The organism is Mesorhizobium sp. B2-5-4 (assembly GCF_006441095.1).
Lineage (GTDB): Bacteria > Pseudomonadota > Alphaproteobacteria > Rhizobiales > Rhizobiaceae > Mesorhizobium > Mesorhizobium salmacidum.
The window spans coordinates 97706-120199 of the sequence record NZ_VFUR01000014.1; the positions used below are offsets into that span (position 1 = coordinate 97706).

The following is a 22494-nucleotide window of genomic DNA, read 5'->3' on the forward strand; positions in this document are numbered from 1 at the left end:
TCCTCCTCCCGGAACAAAGTTTCTATTTTTTGAAATATGGAACGATAATTCCCGGTAGTCAATTGTGCCAGCAGCGCCTCATGTGCCGCGGCGCGCGGCGACGCCTTGGACCAGCGCCATGCCGACCGCCAGCGATGCCGCCAGCGAGCGGAAACCGGCGAAGTCGGATTCCACCACCTCCAGCCAGCTGTCCGAGAGCCGGATCAGCGGCGAGAAGGTGCTGTCGGTGATGGTGACGATGCGGGCGCCGCGTTCGTGCGCCACCGCGACGAGGTCGGGCGTGATCGAATTGTAGGGGCTGAAGGACACCGCCAGCACCGCATCCTGCCTGCCGATGCAGCCGACCTGGTCGAGCGCGGTGGAGCCGACATTGTCGAGCAGCACATTGCGTACGCCTTGCTGCGAAAGCGTCAACGACAGGTAGGTGGTGACGGAGAAGGCGCGCTTGGAGCCGATGACGTAGATCAGGTCCGCTTGTGCCAGCGTTCCCACCATCTTCTCGAAGCTTTCGACATCGAAGCCGCTTTCGATGCGGCCGAGCGAGGCCTGCGAGGCGGCGACCATGCCGTGCAGGAAATGCAGGGCAGCGTTTGGCTCCGTCTCGGCGCGCTGCTCGCCGCGTCCTTCCGGCCAGGATCCCTTGATGTGGTCCTTGAACAGACCCTGGAAATCGGAAAAGCCGGAATAACCGAAGATCTGGGCAAAGCGCACCAGCGTCGAGGGCTGCACGCCGGCCTGCGCCGCCACCTGGGCGATGGTGCCGAACGCCACCTCGCTCGGATGCTGCCACAGGAAGATCGCCACCTGGCGCAGGCGCTTGGGAAAATGCACCGTGCCGGAAGACAGCACGGCGCGCAGCTCCTCATAGTTTCGCGGCTGTATATAGCCAAGCGCCGCCAGGGAACGCCCGCGCTTGCGCGTCGCGGCCTCCTCGGCACTCGATCGTCCGGATGGTTTTCTCGCCCCGCTCATGAATTCAGGCTAGCGCGATACGATCGTTTTACAATATGGAAATTGGAAATCCTGTTCGAAGCGATGTCTTGGAGAGGGATGTAAACGGTTCAAAGTGGGCGCTCTACGAGGCCCCCTCTGTCCTGCCGGACATCTCCCCCTCAAGGGGGGAGATCGGACGTCGCCTATGCTTTCGCCAACCATGAGCGTTGCAGGAAGGGCGCCGCGATCAACGCTGCAAATCTCCCCCGAAGAGGGGGAGATGTCCGGCAGGACAGAGGGCGGCGCCGTAGAACTCGACGGGATAGCCAGGAGGAGAAAACATGGTCTACGCAACATCGGATGGATCGACGCGCCAGCGTCTGCGGGTCGGCATGGTCGGCGGCGGCCGCAATGCCTTTATCGGCGCGGTGCACCGGCTGGCCATGCGCCTCGACGACCAGATCGTGCTGGTTGCCGGAGCGCTGTCGTCCGACCCGGACAACGCCGCCGCCTCGGCCGCTGAGATCGGCATCGCGCCGGAGCGCAGCTATGCCGATTACCGCGCCATGGCCAAGGCAGAGGCCGCGCGGCCGGATGGCATCGAGGCGGTCGTCATCGTCACGCCCAACCATCTGCACGCGCCGATCGCCACCGCCTTTCTCGAGGCCGGCATCGACGTGATCTGCGATAAGCCGCTGTCGACGACGCTCGGTGACGCCGAAGCCCTGGTGGCGCTGGCGCGCGCGAAAAAGCGCCGCTTCGTCGTCACGCTCAACAACACCGGCTACGCCATGGTGCGCCAGGCGCGCGAAATGGTGATGGCGGGCGAGCTTGGCCGGATCCTATCGGTGCATGGCGCTTATATCCAGGACTGGCTGACCAAGCCGATCGACGCCGACGGCCAGAAGCAGGCGGAGTGGCGCACGGATCCGGCAAGGGCAGGGCAGTCAGCGGTGCTGGCCGATATCGGCGTGCACGCCTTCAACCTGGCAAGCTTCATTTCCGGCCGCGAGGCCGAGACGGTGTCGGCCGACCTGTTCACCGCGGTGCCCGGACGCCGGCTGGACGACAATGCCCATGTGCTGGTGCGCTGGACCGACGGCGCGCGCGGCACGATTCTCGCCAGCCAGACATCGCCCGGCCACTACAACGATCTCTCCGTGCGCATCTATGGCGACAAAGCCGGGCTCGAATGGTCGGGCGCGCGGCCGGAGGAACTGCGCTTTTCCGTCCATGGCGAGGAAACCCGCACGCTGGTGCGCGGCGGCCATGGCTCGACGGCTGAATCCCGCCGCGTGTCGCGCATGCCGGCGGCACACCCGGAGGGCTATATCGAGGCCTTCGCCAATTTCTACCGCGACGCCGCCGACATCATCCGCGCCCACCGCTCGGGAGGCGCGGTCGATCCGGCGCGCGCGGCGCAGGTGCCCGACGTGATCGATGGCGCGCGCGGCGTGAAGTTCGTCGCCGCCGCGGTGGAGTCGAACGCGGCCGGCGGGGCGTGGACGGCGGCACGGTTCGGGTGAGGTCACTCCAAGCCTAGGACTTGGAACGGAATTAGCCGGCGACGGACAACCGACGAGATCGAACGAATTTTCTCAGTCCGTCGGAATCCAAGGGCTGCCCGAAGGCATAGCCTTGCAGAATGTCGCAGCCAAGCGCTTTAAGCAGACGGGCGTGCTCCATCGTCTCCACACCCTCCGCTATGATCTCGATGCCGAGGGATTTGCCGATTTCGATGATCGAAGACACGACTTGCCTCTGCTGGGGCGAATTCACAATTGGATCGACCAACTGGCGGTCTATCTTCAGGCGGCGAGGTTGCAGTTTGAGCAGACTGACGATTGAGGCGTAGCCGGTGCCGAAATCGTCGATTTCGATGTCGATGCCGAGTTGCTTGATCTGCTCGACGTTCCATGTGACCAGGTCATCGTTGTCGTCGAGGAAGATGGATTCGACGAGCTCAAAGGAGAACGTTCCCTTCCTGATGTTGAGATCTCGCAAACTCGCTATGAGTTGCTCATCGTGAAGGCGCCGTGCCGAAACGTTGACTGACATGCGCGGAACGCCAATCTTCTGCGCGGACCATGCTTCGAAATCCAAAAGCGATTGCTGGAGGATTTTCTGGTCTATTATCGAGACGACGTTCAGTTCTTCAGCGGTCTTCAGGAAAACGTCGGGTGTTAGAATGCCCTTCTCAGGGTGATTCCATCGCGCCAGCGCTTCAACTCCCACGATCTCCCGCGTCCTGGCGCTAAATTGAGGCTGGTAGAATACGATAAATTGATTTCGTTCGAGGCCGGCGAGAATTTCGTCGGCAATTCTCTTCGTGTTGACGATTTCACTTTGCAACTCGCCGCTGAAGAATTCATGCCGGTTGCGGCCACGTCTCTTGGCCCGGTAGAGGGCGATATCGGCATTTACCAGCAGCTGTCTGGTATCGGCGCTCGTACCATCGTCGATTGCAATTCCGACGCTGACGCCAAAACGGCACTGGTGACCGTGGTAATAAACGGGCCTGCGCATCTCTTCGATAATGCGGTCCGCGAGCGCGGCCGCCTGGGCATCGTCATCGTCTATCGTGCAGAGCACGATGAATTCGTCTCCTCCAACCCGAGCGACGAAACCTCGGTCGCCGACGTTGGACTTGAGAACGGATGCCGCATGCACCAGCATCGCGTCGCCCGCTGCGTGGCCGAGCGTATCGTTGATGTGCTTGAAGCGGTCCAAATCGACGTGAAGCAGTGCGGCATGGCCGCCATTCAGCCTGGCCTTTGCCGCGTAATCATACAGTACCTGGTCCAGGTAGCGCCGATTGGGCAAATCCGTCAGCGAATCGTGCATGGCGACATGTTCCGTGCGCGCCTTGGCAACTTCGAGTTCCCCATTTTTCGACTCGGCCAGCTGTTTTGCGCGAACCAGATCGGTGTTCAGCATTACATCGGATGTCACGTCCCATTCGGCCCCCACCATTCGTGGCGAATTGTTCGCGGTCTCGTAAAACATCGCCCTGGACCGGACATGGCGAATTTCGCCGTCTGGACGAACAACCCGGTATTCCGATGAATATGTGCCTCGCCCGGTCACGGCACTTTCGAAGTCTGTAAGCGCCTGAGGCAGATCGTCGGGATGAATGGCCCCGGCCCAGTCGGAATATCCGCGCGGTCCGCCATCAGCCTCCCTGCCATATATCTCGTTGACGCGGTCGTCCCAAGCAAGATGGTTGGTTTGGAGGTCGTGTTCCCAAACGCCAATGGCCGAGGCCTCCAGGGCAAGTTCCAGCCGTCGCGACAGCCGATTCAGTTCCCAGTAGTTTCGCTGCCTTTCATTGATCAAGCGGCCCGCCGCCAGGAAGGGAATCAAAATCAGCGCCGCTGCTGCCGCCATGAGCGCCCGGAGCCGCCAGGCGTTGGCGGGCGTGGCGGGCCAACCGCCCTTGGGAATCGCAGCGATCTGCCAGGAGCCCGATGGAAAAAGAACGTCGGCTGTCACAGGATCGCTTTTGACAACCTGTTCGTCACCAAAGAACCGCATCCCTTTAGTGCCAAGGGCGTCATTGCCGATGAGGGCTATGTCGATCCCGAGCTCCTTGTCGAGAAGACCGCTTGCCTGGTAGAGGCGCTGCACGTCGACGACTGCGGAAACGATGCCCCAGAACCGTTCGGTGTTGCCCGCGCTTTTAACGAACACCGGAAATCGGCCGATGAAGGCCTGCCCTCCCTGCGCCAGATCGACCGGGCCGGCAAGAATGAGCTTGCGCTCGTCGCGCGCACGCAACGCCGCCGCACGCTGCTGGTCGTTATTGCGGTAATCGAGGCCGATAGCCTTCTCGTTGCCGGCCATCGGATACATCAAGGAAATGACCAGGTCGGGCGCGCCGGCAATGTTGCGAAGCTGGGACTCTTCGTTGAACAGTCTGCTGGCAAGCTCAGTGAAACGTTGCTGTCCCATGTAGGGTTCGGTCGTGACTGCCGCGACCAGTCCTCGCGCCAGCTGAAGGTTGCCGTTGATGTTCCCTTCGAGCTTGGCGCGAACGACATTAACCTTGGCCAGGACGTCCGCGCGGGCGACCTGATCCGAAACGATCTTGTTTTGGTGGTCGGCGAGCGCCGCACAAACGGCAATAACCACAACCGCGATCGCCACCGGAATCCTTGCCGGTGAAAAGACGCCCGCCTTAACGCGGGCGATCATACTGGCGAAAAAAGCCAATAAAGCGATGTTCCCTGTGCTTCTCAGGCCCTCTGGTCGAGCCTCATCAAGGGAATATTAGTTCGCAACAACTTAATTTTGACCTTCACAATCTTTAAAAATTTTCCGCCTTCGGAGGCTGCTGCGTGGAGAACGCACACCAGAACCTGCCAAATACGAAACTAGTGGCTGTCGAGCTTCTTCTTGACGATCCGATACGTCCCGACGCCGCGCTTGGTTGCCCCGATTGAATAGGCCATCGGAATCTTGGGAGCGTTTTCGGGAAGGCCGTACATATCCTTGCCGGCCCTTACCGCGAATGAAAAGTGCTGCCAGGAAACAGTGTCGTGCTCATTGAGGAAATCAAGCGTCAGGCCCGCAGCGATCAAGGCGTTCACCACGTCGCTGATCGGATGAATCCATTCATAATAGCGGGGATGCTTCAAGGTGCGCTCATCGCCGGTGTAGGTTCGCTTCTCGTTCCAGACGAGCGGTCGCGCTACAGGCGTTCGCCAATCGTCCTTCAATTCGAGCGCAGCAGCCTTGCGATTGCACTGGAACATCAAGGGATGACCTTCGGCCATATAGAGCCGGCCGCCGGGACGCAGAAGATCGGCAACCACCCGGGCCCAACGGAAGACATCGTCAAGCCAGTTCACCGATCCCCAGGTAACGTAGACGATGTCATAGGTCCGGTCGAGCGCTTCGACAGCCTCGTATAGTGGCGCTTCCACGAAGCGAACGTCGCTGCCCGCCTTGGAGGCGAAAACTCGCGCCGCGGCTATCGCCCTTGGTGAAAAGTCCAGGCCGGTCACACTGCCCGCGCCGAGATTCCTGAGGCTGATCGTGTCGAGCCCGATGTGGCACTGCAGATGGACGATGTCCTTGCCGAAGAAGTCACCGATCTCGCGCGTTTCCAGCTCATAGAGATTGGATCCACCAGCCAGCACGTTCTCGATACGATAGCTGCCGGTTCTGTCGGTCGCGTGCAGTTCGGCCCGATCGTCCCAATTCAGGAGGTTCGTATCCATGAACGGTTCCAAACTGTCCCCCGATCTCAGCCGCGGCATGGTAAACAGCTGGTTAACGCAGATTGCAGTGGGCGGGCGTGCACGTCAATCCCAGCGCCTTGCGATGTGTCGCAACTGGCAGGGTAACTGGCGCGGTCATCGCAGATGCGGTGCCCGGTGCCACTTCCGCCGGTACGTATCGCGCATGCCGATGGCGCACTGGGACGGGGCGACGAAGTTTGAGGACGACAGCCAATCTCCCGCTCCTAGGGGTGGTTGGCAGCTTATCGCGACCGCATCAGGCCGCCCCTAACTGCCCTGCCAGATCCGTCAGCATCGGGCGCTGGCCCTTCAGGATCTTCACCTCGGCTTCGGCCAACGTGAACCAACCGGCTCTGTCGACCTCCGGGAATTCCTTCATCCTTCCGGACCTCGGCGGCCATTCCATGGTGAAGGTGTTGCTCTTCATAGTGGCCACATCGATGTCGGACTCGACGGACCACGCCATGACGATCTTGCCGCCCGGTTGCCGGTAGTCGCCAAGGCGCGCGAAGAGGCCTTCGACCTTTATACCGAGCTCTTCCTCGGCCTCGCGTCGTGCCGCTGCCAGTTCGTCCTCACCCTCGTCGACAAGGCCCTTCGGGATCGACCAGGCGCCATCGTCCTTCTTCGCCCAGAACGGGCCGCCGGGATGGACCAGCAGCACCTGGATGTCACCACCGCCGCGGCGATGGATCAGCAGGCCCGCGCTGCGTTTTGCCATGTTTGCACGTCCGTTTGCGGCACTGGTGCGAAGCCGGCCGATCCTGCGTTGATCATTGCCGACCTTGCACCGGGAAATTGCGACGCTATGTCAGGCGCATCTGCATTGCACCTCATGCGCGAGTCCGGCAATCTGATAACATCGTTTTTGGGGCGGCGTCGAAAGTCAGGTGAGGCGTCTGAATGCAGCTGGGTCTGATCGGCTACTACAGCGACTTCGTGGTCTATCCCCTGGTGATCGCCATATTGGGCGTGGCCGGGCTGATCGAGGCCGGAGAGGAAAGCGCGCCGGATTGGATCGGCACGGCGCTGATCTGCCTTGGCCTTTGGACGCTGATCGAATACGTCCTGCACCGGTTCGTGCTGCATCACGTCCCCTGGATCCGGGACCTGCACGACCGCCACCATGTCGAGGAGCGCAGCCCGGTGGGCACGCCCACCTGGCTCAGCCTTGGCGTCCATGCGCTGGTGGCGTTCCTGCCTGTCTGGATGGTCTCGGATTTCGCGACCGCCAGCGCGGTGAGCTGCGGGTTGATGCTGGGCTACCTCTGGTATATCAGCGTCCACCACATGATCCATCACTGGCATCCGGCCCATGCGAGCTATCTCTATACGCTCAAGCGCCGCCACGCGGTGCACCATCATATCGACGATAACGCCAATTTCGGCGTGACGTCGATATTCTGGGACCGGATTTTCGGCACCGCGCGGCTTTGACGTGGGTCTTTCGACAGGCCACCAACATCATTTGTGGTCCGGGCGGTCGAGCGATGAAATCTAGGCCGAGCGATCCGGCCAGAATAACCAGATGAGCGCGGCGGCCATCAGAATCCAAATTCCGACAATGAATGCGAGAGCGCCGCGGCTGGTCGGTTTGGATCGGCGAATGGCCTCCGCGCGAAACTCCGCCATCAAATCGGCGGGGATCAACTTCACCGCAAGCAGGATCCCAAGTGGTACGATGATCAGGTCGTCCAAATATCCGAGTACGGGAATGAAATCGGGTATCAGATCGATAGGACTGAGCGCGTAGGCGGCGACCGCGCCGGCGGCAACTTTGGCGTACCAGGGAACGCGAGGATCGCGGGCGGCCAGCCACAGGGCTACCACATCGCGCTTGACGGCCCTCGCCCATTGCTTTGCCTTATCAAGGATAGTCACACGGCAACTCTCTTTTTGTAGGACCCCAAACCGTAAGGCGTCTCCGCTCCTTACAGCATGTCGCGGCGAATAGGATTCGCCCGACCTGCCACAAGATTCTGATTTTATGCTTGTCCTTATCCCGGAACCGAGGACACTTCCGGATGACATGCATTGCTTCGATCATTGCAAGGATGTCCGCGATCCGCAAACTGAGCCGCCACCCAATTTCGGGTAGTGGGTCAGTTTGAAAATTCAGACGCTCGCGGAGCCTCAGACTTCAGTCCCATGGAATTGACTCGTTTCTGACTTTTTCTGGGTGTATCTTTTCCATGTCGTCCGCACCGAGTAGAGCGAAGCGGACGGGTGGGGGCGGCTATCGTGCTTTCGCCCTATGAGGGAGGCAGGCATGTTGCCATGCGGAGTGGCGGATTCCGCCGATCTGGAAGCTCTTGCGAACGTTTTCAACGACTACTGCGCCAAGCATCGAATTGTCAGAGAGGACGAGCGCGAACAGGTCGCGATCAAGATCATGTGCCTTTTCAAGCGTGGCATCATTGACCCTGACCGGTTATCGGCGGGACTTGAAAGGGTAGGCTAGACTAGGCAGCACTCGCCTTACTGGGCGTCCGGCCGGCAAATCCTGTGTCACCTCGCTGACCACTACCGAATTTCGCGTCTTCTTGACAAGCCGTCCCTGCCGGATGTTACGCTGCTTGGGCTTGGGGAGTTGCCGTGAAGAAGACATATCAAAGCCGGTGCTGGTGAAGCGCGAATTGCTGTCGGCCGTGACCGCCGCCGCGCCAGCTGGTTCCGGACCCGGAAGGTAGCGGCGAGGGGCTGAGGCTCCTTCGCTCACAGTTCCTTTTCAGCCAACTCCCTGAATTCGTCGGGCACCGAGCGAGCCGCTTCCAGTGCCACCGTGCCGTAGCCGACCGCCTGTTTGCCGAAGCGCTCGCGGATCTTGTCGATGGCGCGGTCGGCGCCGAAGCGCGCAAGGCCTTTTTGGCTGCCCGGGCGGCGCTTCTCGTCGGCGAGGCCGAGCGGCAGGTCGAGCTGCAGTTCGGCGCTTTCCTCCAGATGTGACACCGAGATCGCCAGCAGCGAGATGGTCTCCCGTGGATGATCGGCGAGCACGCCGCGCACCAAATCCCCTGCGATCTCGGCCAGCATGGCGGTCGCCGAGATCGGCTGCTCCAGCGTGATCGAGCGGGTGACAGCGCTGAGATCGGCGAAGCGCACGCGCACCGTCACCGTGCGGCCGGGGCGGTTCCTGGCGCGCAGCCGGCTGGCGACGCGGTCGGCCAGATGCAGCAGTGTCGGCACGATCACCCGCGCCACGGCCGGTTTTTGCCCGAGCGCCGACTGCGCGCCGGCCGAGTGCGCCCGGCGCTTCGTCTCCAGCTTGCGGGGATCGCGGTTCCAGGACAGGGCCGCGAGCTTTTCGCCGGCGGCGGGGCCGAGCAGCCGCGTCAGTGCGCCGCTGTGCGTCCGGGCCAGCTCGCCGATGGTCTCGACGCCAATCTCGGCCAGCCGCGCCCTGGTTACCGGCCCGACGCCCCACATCAGCGCGACCGGCAAATCGCGCAGGAAGGCAAGTTCGGTGCCGGGATCGACCACCACCAGCCCGTCGGGCTTGGCAACCTGCGAGGCGATCTTGGCCAAATGCTTGGTGCGCGCCACGCCGATCGAGATCGGCAGGCCGAGTTCGGCGCGCACCCGGCGGCGGATCACGGTCGCGATCTCCCTGGGAGAGCCGAACAGATGCGTGCAGCCGGCGACATCGGCGAAGGCCTCGTCGATGGAGATGCGCTCGACCACCGGCGTGAAATCGTCGAGCACCTTGATCGCCGCGTCGCCCAGCCGCTGGTAGTGGCTGAAATTGCCGCTGACGAAGATCAATTGCGGGCAAAGCTCGCGCGCCTTGCGCCCCGGCATGCCGCCGCGCACGCCAAAAGCGCGCGCTTCGTAAGAGGCGGCGAGCACAACACCACCACCGACCGCGATCGGCTTGCCACGCAATGTCGGGTCGAGCAACTGCTCGACCGAGGCATAGAAGGCGTCGAGATCGGCATGCAGGATGGTGGCCGTCGTTTCCATCCTGTTCCGCTCATCCGCGATTGCTGATAGACCGAAACAAATAGAGAACAAATGCAGATCGTTGTCAATGCGGGGCCGTAGGATGCGTCCTTCTTCCACAGGGGAGGAGAAAGGCCTAGACAATATGCTCCGCCCGCAGCGCTGCCTTCATCCGTTCCAGCGCCGGCTCGCCCCCGGCCGCCAGTTCTTCTGCGATGCGGGCAAGTTGACCGTCGGCCTTGCGGTGCCTGCTGCCCCACGCGCCAAGCGTGGCCAGCACCGGCAAGAGGTCGATGCCGGCCTCGGTCAGCCGGTAGATCGCCTTCAGCCCGTGGCTGGGATCGTCGCTGCGGGTGAGGATGCCTTCATCCTGCAGCGTCTGCAGCCGCTCGGCCAACGTGCGCGAGGAGATGCCTTCATCGGATTGCAGGAACTCGCGAAAATGCCTTTTGCCGGCGAAGACCAGGTCGCGGATGATGAGCAGCGTCCAGCGATCGCCGAGCAGTTCCAGCGACAGGCTGATCGGGCAAGCGGATCGTTCACGCGTCGACATATCTATGGTTCCATTTTTAAATCACTTTACTATTGACATCGTTCTTTCCGTCAGTCAAATGCTTTCAAAAGTAAATCGTTAGATCGCAACTTAGCCAGCAGGAGGACGTCATGAGCCAGGCCGTCGGGAAAATCAGCACACCAAGAACCGTCGTGGTCATCGGAGCCACCAACGAGGTTGGCAAGGCAGTCGCCCAGGCCCTGACCGGGCGGGGGCATATTGTGCGCGGCGTGGCGCGCGGCCTGGGTGTCGCGCTTGACGATAGCGACGCGCTCGCCTCCGCCTTTTCCGGTGCCGACAGCGCCTATGTAATGATTCCGTTCGACGTCACGGCGCCGGATCTTCATCGCTTTGAAGATGAAGTCGGCGCGCGGCTGGCGGCGGCGATCGCGAAGTCAGGCGTGCGCCGCGTCGTGCTGCTCAGCGGCCTCAACGCCCATCTCAGGATGGGAACTTCGCTCGGCGCCGTCTTGATGGAGGAACGGCTGGCGGCGCTCGGCCTCGACGAACTGGTGTTTTTGCGCGCCTCGTTCTTCATGGAGAATTTCGCCAAGGGCATGGGCTTTGTCCAGCAGGCCGCTTCGGGCATCTTCATGACGCCGTTTCGGGGCGATCTGCCGATCCCTTTGATTGCCGCCAGCGATGTCGGCCAGCGCGCCGCCGCCCTGCTGGACGCCACGCGTTTTCCAAGCGAGCGGATCATCGAATTGCATGGCGGCGGCTATTATACGTTCGAGCAGGCCACCGCGATCCTGGGCAGCGCGATGGGGAGGCAGGTCACTTACAAGGCGGCTCCACTCACCGAGGCGCGCGCCGGGATGATCGCCAACGGCCTGTCACCGAGCTTTGCCGATGCGCTCGGCGAAACGGCGGCGAGTTTCAACAAGGGCGAACGCTGGGCGCTCGAGGCACCGTCAATCCGCAACGCCACGCCGACCACTTTCGAGAGCTGGGCACAAGCCTTTGCCCGTTCGCAAAGCGCGACGTGATCCTTCCTGCCTGGAATCCGGAAACGAGGAGAACCCGATGAAAAAGCTGATCCTTCAGATGCAGATGTCGGTCGACGGTTTCGTCGGCGGCGATGCCGACCATCCCTGGCAACTCTGGGGATGGGGCGACGACATCGGCTGGGACGAGGAGTTGAAGCGTGATTTCAACGCCGTGTTTGCCGGCATCGACACCATCCTGCTCAGCCGCAAGATGGCCGAGGAGGGTTATCTCACCCATTGGGGCAATGCGGCGAGGAAATATCCGGCCGATCCGTTCTATGCCTTCGCCCGGCGCATCGTCGACGCGCGCAAGGTGGTGCCGAGCGACAGGCTCGAAGCCTCGCGTTGGGAGCGCACGACAGTGGTGAGCGGCGACCTGCCGCGAGAGGTCAACGCGCTGAAGGCGGGCGACGGCGGCGACATGGCCGTCTTCGGCGGCGCCGGCTTTGCGTCGGCGCTGATCGCGGCCGGGCTGGTCGACGAGTTCCAGCTGTTCGTCAATCCTGCCGTGTTGGGCGCCGGCCGTCGCATCTTCGACCAAGGTGGGTTCCGGAACCTGCGGCTGCTCGGCTCGAAGGCCTATGCCTGCGGCATGGTGGTCAGCCGCTACGCGCCGGCAGGCTGATCGGCGCACAGGCCTCGCGCCGACAAAAAAGACGTTTGGCCGGAATCCTTTGCCCGCTTCTCTTCGTCTTCAAGGTGCGGTCGTCGCAAGGGCGGCCCCATCAATCTGAATGGAGAGACAGACCATGATCCTGGTGACAGGCGCCACCGGCCTGAACGGCAAGGCAATCGTGCGCGAATTCGCGCGGCAGAAGCATCAAGTGAGGGCGCTGGTTCGCGATCTCAACCGGGCATCGGCGGCGGGGCTCGGCGGACTTGCCGGCATCGACCTGATCGAGGGCGATATGCGCCGGGCGGACACGCTTGGTGCCGCACTTAATGGCATCGATCGCGTGCTGATGATTTCGACCGCGGCCGAAGACATGGTCGAGACGCAGTGTCGTTTCATCGACGCCTGCGGGCAGGCCGGCGTCGCGCATGTGGTGAAGTTTTCCGGCGCCGAATCCAACATCGGCTACGACGCGACGAAGTTCCGTTTCACGCGCATGCATGAGGAAATCGAGCGCTATCTCGAAGCGGCCGGGATGGCGTGGACCCACCTTCGCCCCAGCCAGTTCATGCAGGTCTATTTGCGCGACGCGCCGACCATCGCCACCGAAGGCGCCTTCTATCTGGCGCTTGGCGACACCGAACTGTCGCCGGTCGATGTCGAGGATATCGCCAAGGTCGCCGTCCGGCTGCTGTGCGACGGTGGCCACGAAGGAGAGAGCCTCGACATGACCGGACCCGAGGCGCTGACGATGAGCGACATCGCGGCGCGAATATCGCAGGCGATCGGCAAGCCGGTCCGCTACGTCGATATCAGCCCGCGGGAGCGCCGGCGCAATCTGCTGGCCGCCGGTGTCCCCGCCGACTTCGCCGACGCACTGGACGAGCAATTGGCGGAGCGGCTTCGCCGGCCGAAATCGCGTGTGCATCTGGCGACGCATGAGATGTTCGGCGTGCGGCCGACGCCGTTCGTCGAATTCGCCCGGCGGTATGCCGCAATGTTTGGAGGCTGAGTGCGTCCGCAAAAAAGCACCCATCGTCACGTATCCTTTTTGTCTGCCCGTCCGTCTCTGCCTTCCGAAGGTCGCGTCTTCCGCGATCCGCAACCCGAGGAGAATGTCATGGCGAGCATCGAGAGCGAGGCAAACAGGAACCATTACGCTGTTATTGCGGCCAATGCGGGCAAGCTGACCAGCCCGCAGGCGATCATCGACCACAACGATATCCACTGGACGGCGCTGACCGGCGAGCCGCGCGGCGTCGACTTTATCGAGATCGATGCCGGCGGCATGCCGGCGATGTGGGTCGTGCCGAAAGGCGCCGACGAGCAGCGGGTGCTGTTTTATGCGCATGGCGGAGGCTTCATCGGCGGCTCGATCTACACCCACCGCAAGCTGGTCGGCCATCTCGCCAAGGCCGTCGGCTGCCGGGCGCTGCTCTACGACTATCCGCTGGCGCATCAAGCCAAGCATCCGGCCCAGCTCGAGGCCGCGATATCGGCCTGGAACTGGCTCGTCGACCAGGGCTTCGACCCCGGGCGGATCGTGATCGCCGGCGACTCCTGCGGCGCGGTGCTGACCTATGGCGTCCTGCAGCGGCTGCGTGCGCAGGGGCGGCCGCTGCCCGTCGCCACGCTGGTCATCTCCGGCTGGTTCGACATGGCGCTGACCGCCGCCAGCTATCAGACCAACCGCGAAAAAGATCCGGCCTTCGCCAAGGAAGCCGTCGACTGGCTGGCGGCCAATTTCATCGGCGATGCCGATCGGCGCGATCCCGAGGTCAGCCCGCTCTACGCCGATCTCTCCGGCTTTCCACCCGTCTTCCTGCAGGCCGGCGCCGACGAGACGCTGGTCGACGAAAGCCGCATGTTCGCCGAGCGGGCAAGGCAGGCGGGGGTCGAGACGCGGCTCGACGTGTTCGACGGCATGCTGCACTCCTTCCAGATGATGGCCGGGCGGGCGCCGGAGGCCAACGAGGCCATTGCCCGCTTCGCCGCCTGGGTACGGCCGAGACTGGGGCTGCCGGCTGCCGGTGAGAAGACCCGCGAAAAGGCGGCGTGAGCATGCGACGGCTGATCGTGTCGAGTTTCGTCTCGCTGGACGGCGTCATCGAGGGGCCCATGACATGGGCCTCGCCGTTCTTCGTCGGAGAGAATGTGGACCACGCCTTGCAGGCGCTTTCGAACGTCGAGTTCTTCCTGCTTGGCCGCGCCACCTACGAGATGTTCTTCGCGCGCTGGCCCGGGATCAAGGGTCCCTACATGGACCGCATCAACGGCCTGAAGAAACTGGTCGCCTCGACGACGCTGAAGACGGTGTCGTGGAATGCCACGCTCATCAACGGCGACGTCGCCGAGGCGCTCGCGGCGCTGAAACGCCAGCCGGGCGGCGACATCCTGAAATATGGCGTGTCGCAGCTCGACCGCACCTTGCTTTCCGCGGGGCTGGTGGACGAGTATCATCTGTCGATCGTGCCGACATGGGTGGGGCACGGCAAGCGCGCCTTCGACGATGTTGGTTACATCAACCTCGATCTTGTCGGCACGCATCGTTTCGACAATGGTGTGGTGACCCTGATCTATGTGCCGCGATGAACCAGCAAATCCGCAAATCCCTCGACACGACGCAAGGCATGCGGACCTGGCCTGAGCCCGACCGCGTGTTCGACCTGCGCTATGCCGCGTTCCTGGAGACGGTTTCGCATCTGCGCGCCAGGCTGCATCGCTATTGCGCGCGCATGACCGGCTCGGCGCTGGATGGCGAGGACATCATGCAGGAGGCGCTGTTCGAGGCCTATCGCAAGATCGAGCTGCTCGACGACGCGCAGGCGCTACGGCCGTGGCTTTTCCGCATCGCGCACAACCGCTGCATCGACTTCATCCGCAATCGCCGCACGCGGCACGCGGCCGAAGCCTTCTATGCCGGCGACGACATCGTGCTGCCGGTCGAGCCGGCCGGTCCGGGGGCCGGCCGCGCCATCGAGCGGCTGGTCGTGCATCTGCCACCGAAGGAGCGCGCCTGCGTGCTGCTCAAGGATGTCTTCGACCATTCGCTGGAGGAGATCGCCGACCTCGTCGGTTCGACATCGGGCGGCGTCAAGTCGGCGCTCAATCGCGGCCGCGCCAAGCTCGCCGCCCTGCCAGCGCAACCGGTCGCGGCGCCGCCACACGATCCTGAACTGGAGCGGCTGCTCGACCGCTATGTCGCGCTCTTCAATGCCAGGGACTGGGACGGCGTGCGGGCGCTGACCAGCGCCGATGCGCGCCTGCAGGTTTCGGACTGCTACAGTGGCCTGCTCTCGGCCTCGCCCTATTTCGTCGAATATGAGCGCAGCGAGCTGCCCTGGCGCATCCGGCCGGGCGCGTTCGAAGGGGAGATCGTGCTGGTCGTCGACAGGCAATATGGCGAGGTCTGGCGGCAGGCATATCTGGTGCGGATCGGCGCCACGGGCGGGGTAATCGACAGCATCAGCGACTACTATGCCTGCCCGTGGATCCTGGAGATGGCAAACGCGGAGGGGTAATGGATCTATCCTGGTCTCCTCGCCGGTATCGTTTCCGTGCCTACTTCACCGAGTGCGGTGGTCGCTGAAGCCGTGCTGTTACTTGGCGAGGAAATCCGTGATCAGCTTGACCGTGGCGTCGGGGTTTTCTTCCATGATCCAGTGACCGGAGGCCGGCACAATCCCGCCCGTCACATTGGTCGCCACAAGCCGGAGAACATCGGCCTGAGTCGTACCGGCCGACTTTTCCCCGCCAACCGCGAGGACCGGCATGGTCAGCTTGCCGCCCGTGGTGAGCATCGCCTGATTGTCGATCGCATCCTGGTCGAACGCCTTGAACTGCTCGAAGGCGTCGTGCATGGCATGCGGCCGGGCGTAGAGCTTGGCGTAGTGGGCGCGCGTCGCCTCGTCGATCTTCTTGGGATCGGCCGACAGCTCATTGTAGAAGCGGTCGAGATAGATGCGCTCGCGGCCCGCCACCAGCCGTTCCATGTCGGGGCCGCGGAAGTTGAAGTGCCACAGAAGTGGGCTTTGCTTGATCTTCTCCCAGTCGCCAATACCGGGCAACGGCGCGTCGATCACCACCCATTTCGTTATGCGCTTCGGATACTGGGCGACAAGCGCGTAGCCGACCATATTGCCGATGTCGTGCGTCACCAGATCGGCCTTGTCGATCTTCAGCGCGTCCATCACGCCGGCGATGTCGACGGCCTGGTTCTTCTTGGTGTAGCCATCGTCGGGGTGCGCCGAAAGGCCCATGCCGCGCAGGTCCGGCACGATCACCGTGTGGTCTTTCATCAACTTTATCGCTGCCGCTCCCCACATGTCTCCCGTATCCGCAAAACCGTGCAGCAGCACGACCGCAGGGCCTTTTCCGCCGACGCGGACATGCAGGCTGGTGCCGTTGGTCTCTATCGTCCGCGTCTTGAAACCGGCAGGAAAGGGGACCACGCGAGCCGATGCTGGAACACTCATTGCCAACAGACCAAGGACGATGACCAAAGGACGAAACATACTGTACTCCCGACGAGATTTTGTTTGTCGCCGCCATATCGCGGCTTCGCCAACTATGACACCATGTCCTTGATTTCGTTAGGCGACGGTCGCCTGATTGTGAATTCGGGAAAGCCGAACAATGCTGAAGCTCGAATCCGCCGCCGCCTTCGTCGCCGTCGCGGAATCCGGTTCGATCACCGAAGCGGCCCGGCGCATGGCGCTGTCGAAATCGGTCGTCAGCGAGCGGCTGTCGGAACTTGAGCGCAGCCTCGGCACGAAGCTGCTCGACCGCACGACGCGCAAATTGTCCATCACCGAGGCGGGGCGCGGTTTTTACGAACGCGCCAAGCGCATCATGCAGGAAGTGGCCGATGCCAGCGCTGAAATCGCCGAGCGCCGGGGCGAACTTGCCGGTCCGCTCAGGATAGCGGCGCCGACCAGTTTCGGCATCCTGCATCTCGGCCCGGCGCTGTATGGCTTCCTGGCCAAGCATCCGGGGATCGAACTGACGCTCGATCTCGATGACCGCTTCGTCAGCATAGTGGCCAATGGCTATGACGCCATCCTGCGTCACGGGCCGGTCGTCGATGACGGGCCTGTCATCATCAAGAAACTGGCTTCCAGCCGCCGCTCTCTGGTGGCTTCGCCGGACTATCTCGAGCGGTTCGGACGGCCCGGGACGATCGAAAACTTGAAACGGCACAAGGGCATCATCTATTCCTTCCGAGGTGCCGCCGACTGGCGGTTCAAGATTTCGCGGCGGCTGGTGACGATCCGCCCGGAAACCGCGCTGCGCGTCAACAATGGGATTTTGATGCGCGACGCCGCGCTTGCCGGCCTGGGCCTGGCGCTGCTCCCCGCCTACTTCACCCGCACCGAGATCGCCGACAAGCGATTGACGGTCGTCGATGTGGCTGCGGAGCCTGAAGGAGCCACCATCTATATCGCCTGGCCCGAGGATCGGCGCGGATCCGCCAAACTGCGCGCGCTTACCGCATGGCTGCGCGACGCTTTCGGCGATCCCCCCTATTGGGAGCAAGAGCCGGCGCTCATTTCGCATCGTGAAAAATGATGCCGACCGTGTGGCGCATGCCTGAGCGCAGGCGGCTGACGCCGTGGCGCAGATTGACGCGGTAATTGCCTTTGGTTCCCTGCACCGGCCGGTTGTGGACGGCGAAAGCCACCGCGTCGCCCTGGCGCAAGGGCACCACTTCGACCCGGCTCTGCATGCGCGGCCGCTGTTCGGTCAGTGCGAATTCGCCGCCGGTGAAATCCTCGCCGGGCTCGGAAAGCAGGATCGCCACCTGCAGCGGGAAGGCGAGGTCGCCGTAGAGGTCCTGGTGCAGGCAGTTGAAGTCGCCGGGCACATATTGCAGCAAGAGCGGCGTCGGCCTGACCTGACCGGCGGCATGGCACTGTTCGAGAAACGCTGCATGCGTGCTGGGGTAGCGCATGGCGATCCCCATGCGCTCGTTCCACCGGTTGGCGACCTCGGCCAGCCTCGGATAGAGCGCGCCGCGCAGGCCGCCGATGAGATCGGGCAAGGGATAGCGGAAATAACGGTATTCGCCCTTGCCGAAGCCATGCCTGGCCATGTGAATGTGGCTGCGGAAATGCTGCTCCTGGGGGTAGAGGCCGGCGAGCTGCCGGCACTCTTGCGGGGACAGCAGCTTTTCCATCACCGCGCAGCCGAAGCCGTCGAGCTCGGTGGCGAGCGCCGGCCAGTCATAGGCGGCGATGCGTGTCTCGGCGGCTTCGACCAGCGATGGCGCGACCCTGGCGTCGGCGTTCATATCGCGGCCTCCCTTTCCAGCAAGGCGCGCTTGCGTTCGATCCCCCAGCGGTAGCCGGACAGCGAGCCGTCGGCGCGCAGCACGCGGTGGCAGGGAATGCCGAGCGCAATGGCGTTGGCGGCACAGGCCGCCGCCACGGCGCGGGCGCCGTCCGGCATGCCGAGGCGCCGGGCAAGGGCGGTGTAGGTGGTGGTGGCGCCGCACGGGATCGTGCGCAGCACCGCCCACACGCGCTGCTGGAAGGGCGTGCCGTGACGCATGTCGAGCGGCAGATCGAGACCGGCGCCGGGCGTTTCGATAAAGCGAATTGTCGCCGCGAGATCGTCGCGCAAGCCGGCCTCGTCTTCGAGCAGCACCCTGCCGGGGAAGCGGTCGGCGAGGTCCTGTTCCAGCGTAATGGTGTCGAAACCGATCAGGATGGCGCAGACGCCCACGGGGCTGCGCGCCACGAGGATGTTTCCAAGCGCGCACTGGCCGATGGCATAGGTGATGGTGTCGAGGGCTACGCCGGCGGCTGTCGCCGGCATATGGGTTTGCATGTGGTTCATTGCCTTCACTCCTTGTTGTGCCTGCACCCTAGCGATCTGGCCGCTGCCGCTCACTCCGATGCTTGCTTTCAAATTGAAGTCTCAGCTCACGAGCGCTCACCACGACCGCCGAGTAGAGCGCTAAGTGTATCTAAGCGACGCGCGTGACGGACACTTCGCCGAGCACGAACACTTCGCCGGTCATCAACCGCAGCTCGAACTCACCGCTCGCCGTGCGGCCCCACTCGGCCTTGCCATCCTCGACCAGCTCTCCCATGGCGGCCATCACCAGCGTCTTCGCGTCCTCTCTACTGACGGCAGCGCCGTTAGCGATCTGGCTGTTCGCACCGGTGGTGGAAGACCTGGCCATCGCGCGCATTGCCGAATCCTCGTCAAGCCCGCGAAGGCCGGCCGGCTTCGCGGTCGAGCAGCGCGCGTTTGCGCTCCGCGCCCCAGGCATAGCCCGACAGGGCGCCGTTCTTCCTGATTACGCGGTGGCAGGGAATAGCGACCGCAAGGGTGTTGGCCGCACAAGCGGCGGCGATGGCGCGGGTCACCTTCGGCGCGCCGATACGCCGCGCGATCTCGGCGTAGGAGACGGTGCGGCCGGCCGGGATGTCCCGCAAGGCCTGCCAGACGCGCTGCTGGAACGCGGTGCCGCGCACGTCGAGCGGCAGGTCGAGACCGAGCGCCGGCGCCTCGACGAAGCCGACGACGCGGGCGACGAGCGCCTCGTAGTCGCTGTCGCCGCCGACCAGCCGTGCCTTGGGGAAACGGTCCTGCAGGTCGCGCACCAGCGCGTCGGGATCCTGGCCAAGCAGGATCGAGGCGACGCCGTTGCGGCTCGAGGCGACCAGGATGGTGCCCAGTGACGTTTCGCCGACGGCGAAACGGATCTCCTCATTGGCGCCGCCGGCACGGTAGCGCGTCGGCGTCATGCCGAGCATGCCGGTCGATTTTTCGTAGAAACGCCCGGACGAATTGAAGCCGGCATCGTAGATCGCCGATGTCACGCTGGCGCCATCTTCCAGGCCCTGGCGGACCCGGGCGGCACGCTGGGCCGCTGCATAGTCTTTCGGCGTCAGCCCGGTGACTGCCTTGAAAACGCGGTGGAAATAGCCGGGGCTGCGGCCGGCGGCATCAGCCAGTTCGGCGAGCGACGGTTCCGCCTCGCTCGCCTCGATCCTGCGGCAGGCATCGGCGACCATCGCGGCGTTGGCGGCCTCGAGCGAAGGGCCGTCCGGATTGCAGCGCCGGCATGGGCGAAAGCCTGTCGCCTTCGCCGCCTGTAAAGTGTCGTGCAATTGGACATTGGCGGGGTTGGCGCGCCGCGACGGACAGGACGGCCGGCAATAGACGCCGGTCGTCGCCACCGAATACCAGAATGCGCCGTCGGCCGACTTGTCGCGTGCCACGATGCGCGCCCAGCGCGGATCGTGGGCCACCGGCAGCGGCGCGGGTTGCAGATGTTTGGCCAGGGTGATGAACATAGTCCATTGAAGCCGCCAAAAGCCGGCCTCGCCACCCGTTTCCTGACAACTGCCGGAGGGGAAGCTTGATCAATATTCGTGACGTTAAGGCGGGGCGATCGGAATGCTCCACAATTTTCTGGTAGTGTCTCAGTTAGAAATTGAAATATTAAGGCGTCTATTCCGGTTTGCCGCATAGGCGAAAGTGCCTAGATGTTCAGCGGAAAACATGGGTGGGAGACATGTCGCGAGTTTGGAAGATTGTACGCCACGGGACGCCCGACCGATGGGAGGATTCGATCCCCGAGAAGTCCCTGGCGGAAGGGCAATTAGCTCTGCTTCTCGGACGGCTGGCTGCTGGCCATCTGCCACCCGTCACGACCCCATTGCCACGAAATGCTCCGCGATATACCACCTCGCTTACTGTCAAAAACGACCGCTTGGGCAACAAGTGTTTCACCGTCTACGCCAGCGGTAGCCGGGTGCACTACATAGCGACCTTAGAGGAGATGCCTTGAATGGGCGCTTTGGCCGACGATCTGATTTCAAACCGAGATACAACCAATTTCGCTCCCAATTCCGGCAAAGAATGACAAAATTGATCCGGAGGAGGTGTGATGGAGAACATCCGACCTGTTAAGACCGAAGCCGATTACGATTGGGCGATCGCCGAAATCACCAAATACTTCGAGAATGAGCCGGAGATCGGCTCACCCGACGGTGATCGCTTCGACGTTCTCGCGACTCTGATCGAGGCTTATGAGGATAAGCACTATCCAATTCAAGCACCCGATCCCGTGGAAGCCATTCATTCGCACATGCAATTGTTCAACCTGCCGCGAAAGGCTTTGGCCGAGGTGATCGGATCGTCGCCTCGGGCGACCGAGGTGCTGAACAGAAAGCGCCCCCTTACCCTCGACATGATCTTCAAACTGAACAAGGAATGGAACATTCCCGCCGAAATTCTCGTGCAACCCTATCACCTCGCAAATGAAAGGGGCGGCAAGCGCGCCTAAAGCGCGTCGCGGCGAAACAGATGCATGCGACGCGCTTTAGGTCTTTGTTTTTATGCATGTCGTTGTCCCAAAACCAAGGTCAGTTTTGGGCGACCTGATAGGCCTTCTCCCACGCGCTTGCCGGCAGCACCGGCTCCTACGCCGCGCGTTTGGGCTCCACCGCGAACGGGCTGAGCCCGAGCCAGGCCTGCATCTTCCTGCCGATGGCCTGGTCGCCGGTCAGGACGACCTTCGCGCCGGCCTTTTCGACGGTGAGCACTCCCATCCAGATCGCCGTCATCGTGTGCAGGTCGGTCGAGACATAGAGGTCGACGTCGAAGCCCGGATCGTACCAGCACAGGTCGACTTCACCGAGCTTTTCGACGATCAGCCACCAGGAGCGTTTGGAGGCGGGGAGTTCCTGATACAGAAATTGTATCACCGTGCGTCCCTCGGGCAGCGGCGAGGGGTTCAGGTTGCGCCGCATGTCCCACATCAGCAGCGACGGATCGAGGTTCTTCAGGGACAGCCTGGATTCGACCCATTTCTGGCCCCAGAAGCCCATCGCCTCGACGACCGGACGCAGATCGCGGCCGGCCTCGGTCAGCCGGTAATCGAAAATCCCTTTTTCTCCCTGGACCTCCTTGCGCTCGACGATCCCCGCCAGCTCAAGCTCCTTCAGCCGTTGCGACAGAAGGGTCGGCGACATTTTCGGCACGCCGCGGCGCAGGTCGTTGAAGCGGGTCGACCCCGCCACGAGCTCGCGCATCAGCACCATCGTCCAGCGGGTGCACAGCACCTCGGCGGCCATCGATAGCGGGCAGAACTGTTTGTATCCGTGCTGGGTCATGGCTGTGCCTCTCCCTCGAACCTTGGGAGAACATTAGCCCTTCGCGATTGAGGCGGCGAGTACAGAAACTGTACCGGCCCAGTACAGATCGCGG

The 22494-nt window shown here is 63.0% G+C and carries 23 protein-coding genes; 10 read left to right on the plus strand and 13 right to left on the minus strand.

All coding sequences use genetic code 11. The features are described 5' to 3' along the window. Window positions 1-78 precede the first annotated feature (78 nt). Entirely contained in the window at window positions 79-972 is an 894-nt protein-coding gene (locus FJ492_RS18685; RefSeq protein WP_140509499.1) for a MurR/RpiR family transcriptional regulator, read from the minus strand. A gap of 302 nt (window positions 973-1274) precedes the next feature. Between FJ492_RS18685 and FJ492_RS18695 the strand changes: the two genes are divergently transcribed. After that, complete coding sequence (locus FJ492_RS18695; RefSeq protein WP_140509501.1) at window positions 1275-2459, plus strand: Gfo/Idh/MocA family oxidoreductase; 1185 nt, start codon at window positions 1275-1277, stop codon at window positions 2457-2459. Window positions 2460-2490: 31 nt separating this feature from the next. On the opposite strand, the gene FJ492_RS18700 is transcribed toward FJ492_RS18695, so the two are convergent. From FJ492_RS18700 to FJ492_RS18710, 3 genes are all read right to left on the minus strand, one after another. Next, on the minus strand, window positions 2491-5127 hold the full coding sequence (locus FJ492_RS18700; RefSeq protein WP_181166687.1) for an EAL domain-containing protein: 2637 nt from the start codon (window positions 5125-5127) through the stop codon (window positions 2491-2493). 179 nt (window positions 5128-5306) lie between these two features. Next, complete coding sequence (locus FJ492_RS18705) at window positions 5307-6155, minus strand: class I SAM-dependent methyltransferase (RefSeq protein ID WP_246676067.1); 849 nt, start codon at window positions 6153-6155, stop codon at window positions 5307-5309. A gap of 277 nt (window positions 6156-6432) precedes the next feature. Beyond that, window positions 6433-6897 carry an NUDIX domain-containing protein gene (locus FJ492_RS18710; RefSeq protein ID WP_140509505.1) on the minus strand — a complete coding sequence of 155 codons (465 nt, stop codon included), beginning with the start codon at window positions 6895-6897 and terminating at the stop codon, window positions 6433-6435. Window positions 6898-7079: 182 nt separating this feature from the next. On the opposite strand from FJ492_RS18710, the gene FJ492_RS18715 reads away from it, so the two are divergent. After that, window positions 7080-7613: a sterol desaturase family protein gene (locus tag FJ492_RS18715; RefSeq protein ID WP_027141435.1), complete on the plus strand. Its 534-nt coding sequence runs from the start codon at window positions 7080-7082 to the stop codon at window positions 7611-7613. Window positions 7614-7673: 60 nt separating this feature from the next. On the opposite strand, the gene FJ492_RS18720 is transcribed toward FJ492_RS18715, so the two are convergent. The 3 genes from FJ492_RS18720 to FJ492_RS18730 form a co-directional block, all read right to left on the minus strand. Next, window positions 7674-8057 carry a YkvA family protein gene (locus tag FJ492_RS18720; protein ID WP_140771458.1) on the minus strand — a complete coding sequence of 128 codons (384 nt, stop codon included), beginning with the start codon at window positions 8055-8057 and terminating at the stop codon, window positions 7674-7676. Between the two features lie 834 nt (window positions 8058-8891). After that, window positions 8892-10136 (minus strand): DNA polymerase IV, encoded by a 1245-nt coding sequence (gene dinB, locus FJ492_RS18725; protein WP_140771460.1) that lies wholly within the window; start codon window positions 10134-10136, stop codon window positions 8892-8894. Between the two features lie 115 nt (window positions 10137-10251). Next, on the minus strand, window positions 10252-10668 hold the full coding sequence (locus FJ492_RS18730; protein ID WP_140771462.1) for a helix-turn-helix domain-containing protein: 417 nt from the start codon (window positions 10666-10668) through the stop codon (window positions 10252-10254). Between the two features lie 110 nt (window positions 10669-10778). Here FJ492_RS18730 and FJ492_RS18735 point away from each other — a divergent pair, with 110 nt between their 5' ends. The 6 genes from FJ492_RS18735 (at window position 10779) to FJ492_RS18760 (ending at window position 15791) form a co-directional block, all read left to right on the plus strand. Beyond that, window positions 10779-11657: an NmrA family NAD(P)-binding protein gene (locus tag FJ492_RS18735; protein WP_140771464.1), complete on the plus strand. Its 879-nt coding sequence runs from the start codon at window positions 10779-10781 to the stop codon at window positions 11655-11657. A 37-nt stretch (window positions 11658-11694) separates the two neighbouring features. Then, window positions 11695-12282, plus strand: coding sequence for a dihydrofolate reductase family protein (locus FJ492_RS18740; protein ID WP_140771466.1), 588 nt, complete (start codon window positions 11695-11697; stop codon window positions 12280-12282). 124 nt (window positions 12283-12406) lie between these two features. Then, entirely contained in the window at window positions 12407-13282 is an 876-nt protein-coding gene (locus FJ492_RS18745; protein WP_140771468.1) for an SDR family oxidoreductase, read from the plus strand. A 108-nt stretch (window positions 13283-13390) separates the two neighbouring features. Beyond that, the gene (locus FJ492_RS18750) at window positions 13391-14329 is read left to right on the plus strand and encodes an alpha/beta hydrolase (RefSeq protein WP_140771470.1); all 939 of its coding nucleotides are present in this window, start codon (window positions 13391-13393) and stop codon (window positions 14327-14329) included. A 2-nt stretch (window positions 14330-14331) separates the two neighbouring features. Beyond that, a complete protein-coding gene (locus FJ492_RS18755; RefSeq protein ID WP_140771472.1) occupies window positions 14332-14862 on the plus strand; it encodes a dihydrofolate reductase family protein in 531 nt (176 codons plus the stop codon). Next, a complete protein-coding gene (locus FJ492_RS18760; protein WP_140771474.1) occupies window positions 14859-15791 on the plus strand; it encodes a sigma-70 family RNA polymerase sigma factor in 933 nt (310 codons plus the stop codon). Before FJ492_RS18755 ends, FJ492_RS18760 begins: the two co-directional genes overlap by 4 nt. Before the next feature lie 78 nt (window positions 15792-15869). Here the strand turns inward: FJ492_RS18760 and FJ492_RS18765 are convergent, their stop codons facing one another. Beyond that, window positions 15870-16784: an alpha/beta hydrolase gene (locus tag FJ492_RS18765; RefSeq protein ID WP_140771476.1), complete on the minus strand. Its 915-nt coding sequence runs from the start codon at window positions 16782-16784 to the stop codon at window positions 15870-15872. 121 nt (window positions 16785-16905) lie between these two features. On the opposite strand from FJ492_RS18765, the gene FJ492_RS18770 reads away from it, so the two are divergent. Then, window positions 16906-17838, plus strand: a complete 933-nt coding sequence (locus tag FJ492_RS18770; protein ID WP_140771478.1) for a LysR family transcriptional regulator — start codon at window positions 16906-16908, stop codon at window positions 17836-17838. Here the strand turns inward: FJ492_RS18770 and FJ492_RS18775 are convergent. The 4 genes from FJ492_RS18775 to ada form a co-directional block, all read right to left on the minus strand. Beyond that, window positions 17816-18559, minus strand: coding sequence for a 2OG-Fe(II) oxygenase (locus tag FJ492_RS18775; protein ID WP_140771480.1), 744 nt, complete (start codon window positions 18557-18559; stop codon window positions 17816-17818). The genes FJ492_RS18770 and FJ492_RS18775 overlap by 23 nt on opposite strands. After that, on the minus strand, window positions 18556-19107 hold the full coding sequence (locus FJ492_RS18780; protein WP_140771482.1) for a methylated-DNA--[protein]-cysteine S-methyltransferase: 552 nt from the start codon (window positions 19105-19107) through the stop codon (window positions 18556-18558). The genes FJ492_RS18775 and FJ492_RS18780 overlap by 4 nt, the downstream gene beginning before the upstream one ends. 130 nt (window positions 19108-19237) lie before the next feature. After that, entirely contained in the window at window positions 19238-19465 is a 228-nt protein-coding gene (locus FJ492_RS18785) for a hypothetical protein (protein WP_140771484.1), read from the minus strand. Window positions 19466-19478: 13 nt separating this feature from the next. Beyond that, window positions 19479-20576 (minus strand): bifunctional DNA-binding transcriptional regulator/O6-methylguanine-DNA methyltransferase Ada, encoded by a 1098-nt coding sequence (gene ada / locus FJ492_RS18790; protein WP_140771486.1) that lies wholly within the window; start codon window positions 20574-20576, stop codon window positions 19479-19481. Window positions 20577-21172: 596 nt separating this feature from the next. Between ada and FJ492_RS18795 the strand changes: the two genes are divergently transcribed. Next, entirely contained in the window at window positions 21173-21571 is a 399-nt protein-coding gene (locus tag FJ492_RS18795; protein ID WP_140509536.1) for a type II toxin-antitoxin system HigA family antitoxin, read from the plus strand. Window positions 21572-21707: 136 nt separating this feature from the next. Here FJ492_RS18795 and FJ492_RS18800 read toward each other — a convergent pair whose 3' ends face one another. Beyond that, the gene (locus FJ492_RS18800; protein ID WP_140771488.1) at window positions 21708-22400 is read right to left on the minus strand and encodes a helix-turn-helix domain-containing protein; all 693 of its coding nucleotides are present in this window, start codon (window positions 22398-22400) and stop codon (window positions 21708-21710) included. Window positions 22401-22494: the final 94 nt, after the last annotated feature.

Excerpts from the sequence above, each read along its gene's own strand:
- FJ492_RS18780 (WP_140771482.1), bottom strand. The coding sequence starts at position 19,107 with ATGAACCACATGCAAACCCATATGCCGGCGACAGCCGCCGGCGTAGCC.
- FJ492_RS18700 (WP_181166687.1), bottom strand. The coding sequence starts at position 5,127 with ATGATCGCCCGCGTTAAGGCGGGCGTCTTTTCACCGGCAAGGATTCCG.
- FJ492_RS18715 (WP_027141435.1), top strand. The coding sequence starts at position 7,080 with ATGCAGCTGGGTCTGATCGGCTACTACAGCGACTTCGTGGTCTATCCC.
- FJ492_RS18735 (WP_140771464.1), top strand. The coding sequence starts at position 10,779 with ATGAGCCAGGCCGTCGGGAAAATCAGCACACCAAGAACCGTCGTGGTC.
- FJ492_RS18795 (WP_140509536.1), top strand. The coding sequence starts at position 21,173 with ATGGAGAACATCCGACCTGTTAAGACCGAAGCCGATTACGATTGGGCG.
- FJ492_RS18770 (WP_140771478.1), top strand. The coding sequence starts at position 16,906 with ATGCTGAAGCTCGAATCCGCCGCCGCCTTCGTCGCCGTCGCGGAATCC.
- FJ492_RS18775 (WP_140771480.1), bottom strand. The coding sequence starts at position 18,559 with ATGAACGCCGACGCCAGGGTCGCGCCATCGCTGGTCGAAGCCGCCGAG.
- FJ492_RS18760 (WP_140771474.1), top strand. The coding sequence starts at position 14,859 with ATGAACCAGCAAATCCGCAAATCCCTCGACACGACGCAAGGCATGCGG.
- FJ492_RS18710 (WP_140509505.1), bottom strand. The coding sequence starts at position 6,897 with ATGGCAAAACGCAGCGCGGGCCTGCTGATCCATCGCCGCGGCGGTGGT.
- FJ492_RS18785 (WP_140771484.1), bottom strand. The coding sequence starts at position 19,465 with ATGCGCGCGATGGCCAGGTCTTCCACCACCGGTGCGAACAGCCAGATC.
- FJ492_RS18695 (WP_140509501.1), top strand. The coding sequence starts at position 1,275 with ATGGTCTACGCAACATCGGATGGATCGACGCGCCAGCGTCTGCGGGTC.
- FJ492_RS18685 (WP_140509499.1), bottom strand. The coding sequence starts at position 972 with ATGAGCGGGGCGAGAAAACCATCCGGACGATCGAGTGCCGAGGAGGCC.
- FJ492_RS18730 (WP_140771462.1), bottom strand. The coding sequence starts at position 10,668 with ATGTCGACGCGTGAACGATCCGCTTGCCCGATCAGCCTGTCGCTGGAA.
- FJ492_RS18705 (WP_246676067.1), bottom strand. The coding sequence starts at position 6,155 with ATGGATACGAACCTCCTGAATTGGGACGATCGGGCCGAACTGCACGCG.
- FJ492_RS18755 (WP_140771472.1), top strand. The coding sequence starts at position 14,332 with ATGCGACGGCTGATCGTGTCGAGTTTCGTCTCGCTGGACGGCGTCATC.
- FJ492_RS18800 (WP_140771488.1), bottom strand. The coding sequence starts at position 22,400 with ATGACCCAGCACGGATACAAACAGTTCTGCCCGCTATCGATGGCCGCC.
- FJ492_RS18765 (WP_140771476.1), bottom strand. The coding sequence starts at position 16,784 with ATGTTTCGTCCTTTGGTCATCGTCCTTGGTCTGTTGGCAATGAGTGTT.
- dinB (WP_140771460.1), bottom strand. The coding sequence starts at position 10,136 with ATGGAAACGACGGCCACCATCCTGCATGCCGATCTCGACGCCTTCTAT.
- ada (WP_140771486.1), bottom strand. The coding sequence starts at position 20,576 with ATGTTCATCACCCTGGCCAAACATCTGCAACCCGCGCCGCTGCCGGTG.
- FJ492_RS18745 (WP_140771468.1), top strand. The coding sequence starts at position 12,407 with ATGATCCTGGTGACAGGCGCCACCGGCCTGAACGGCAAGGCAATCGTG.
- FJ492_RS18750 (WP_140771470.1), top strand. The coding sequence starts at position 13,391 with ATGGCGAGCATCGAGAGCGAGGCAAACAGGAACCATTACGCTGTTATT.
- FJ492_RS18740 (WP_140771466.1), top strand. The coding sequence starts at position 11,695 with ATGAAAAAGCTGATCCTTCAGATGCAGATGTCGGTCGACGGTTTCGTC.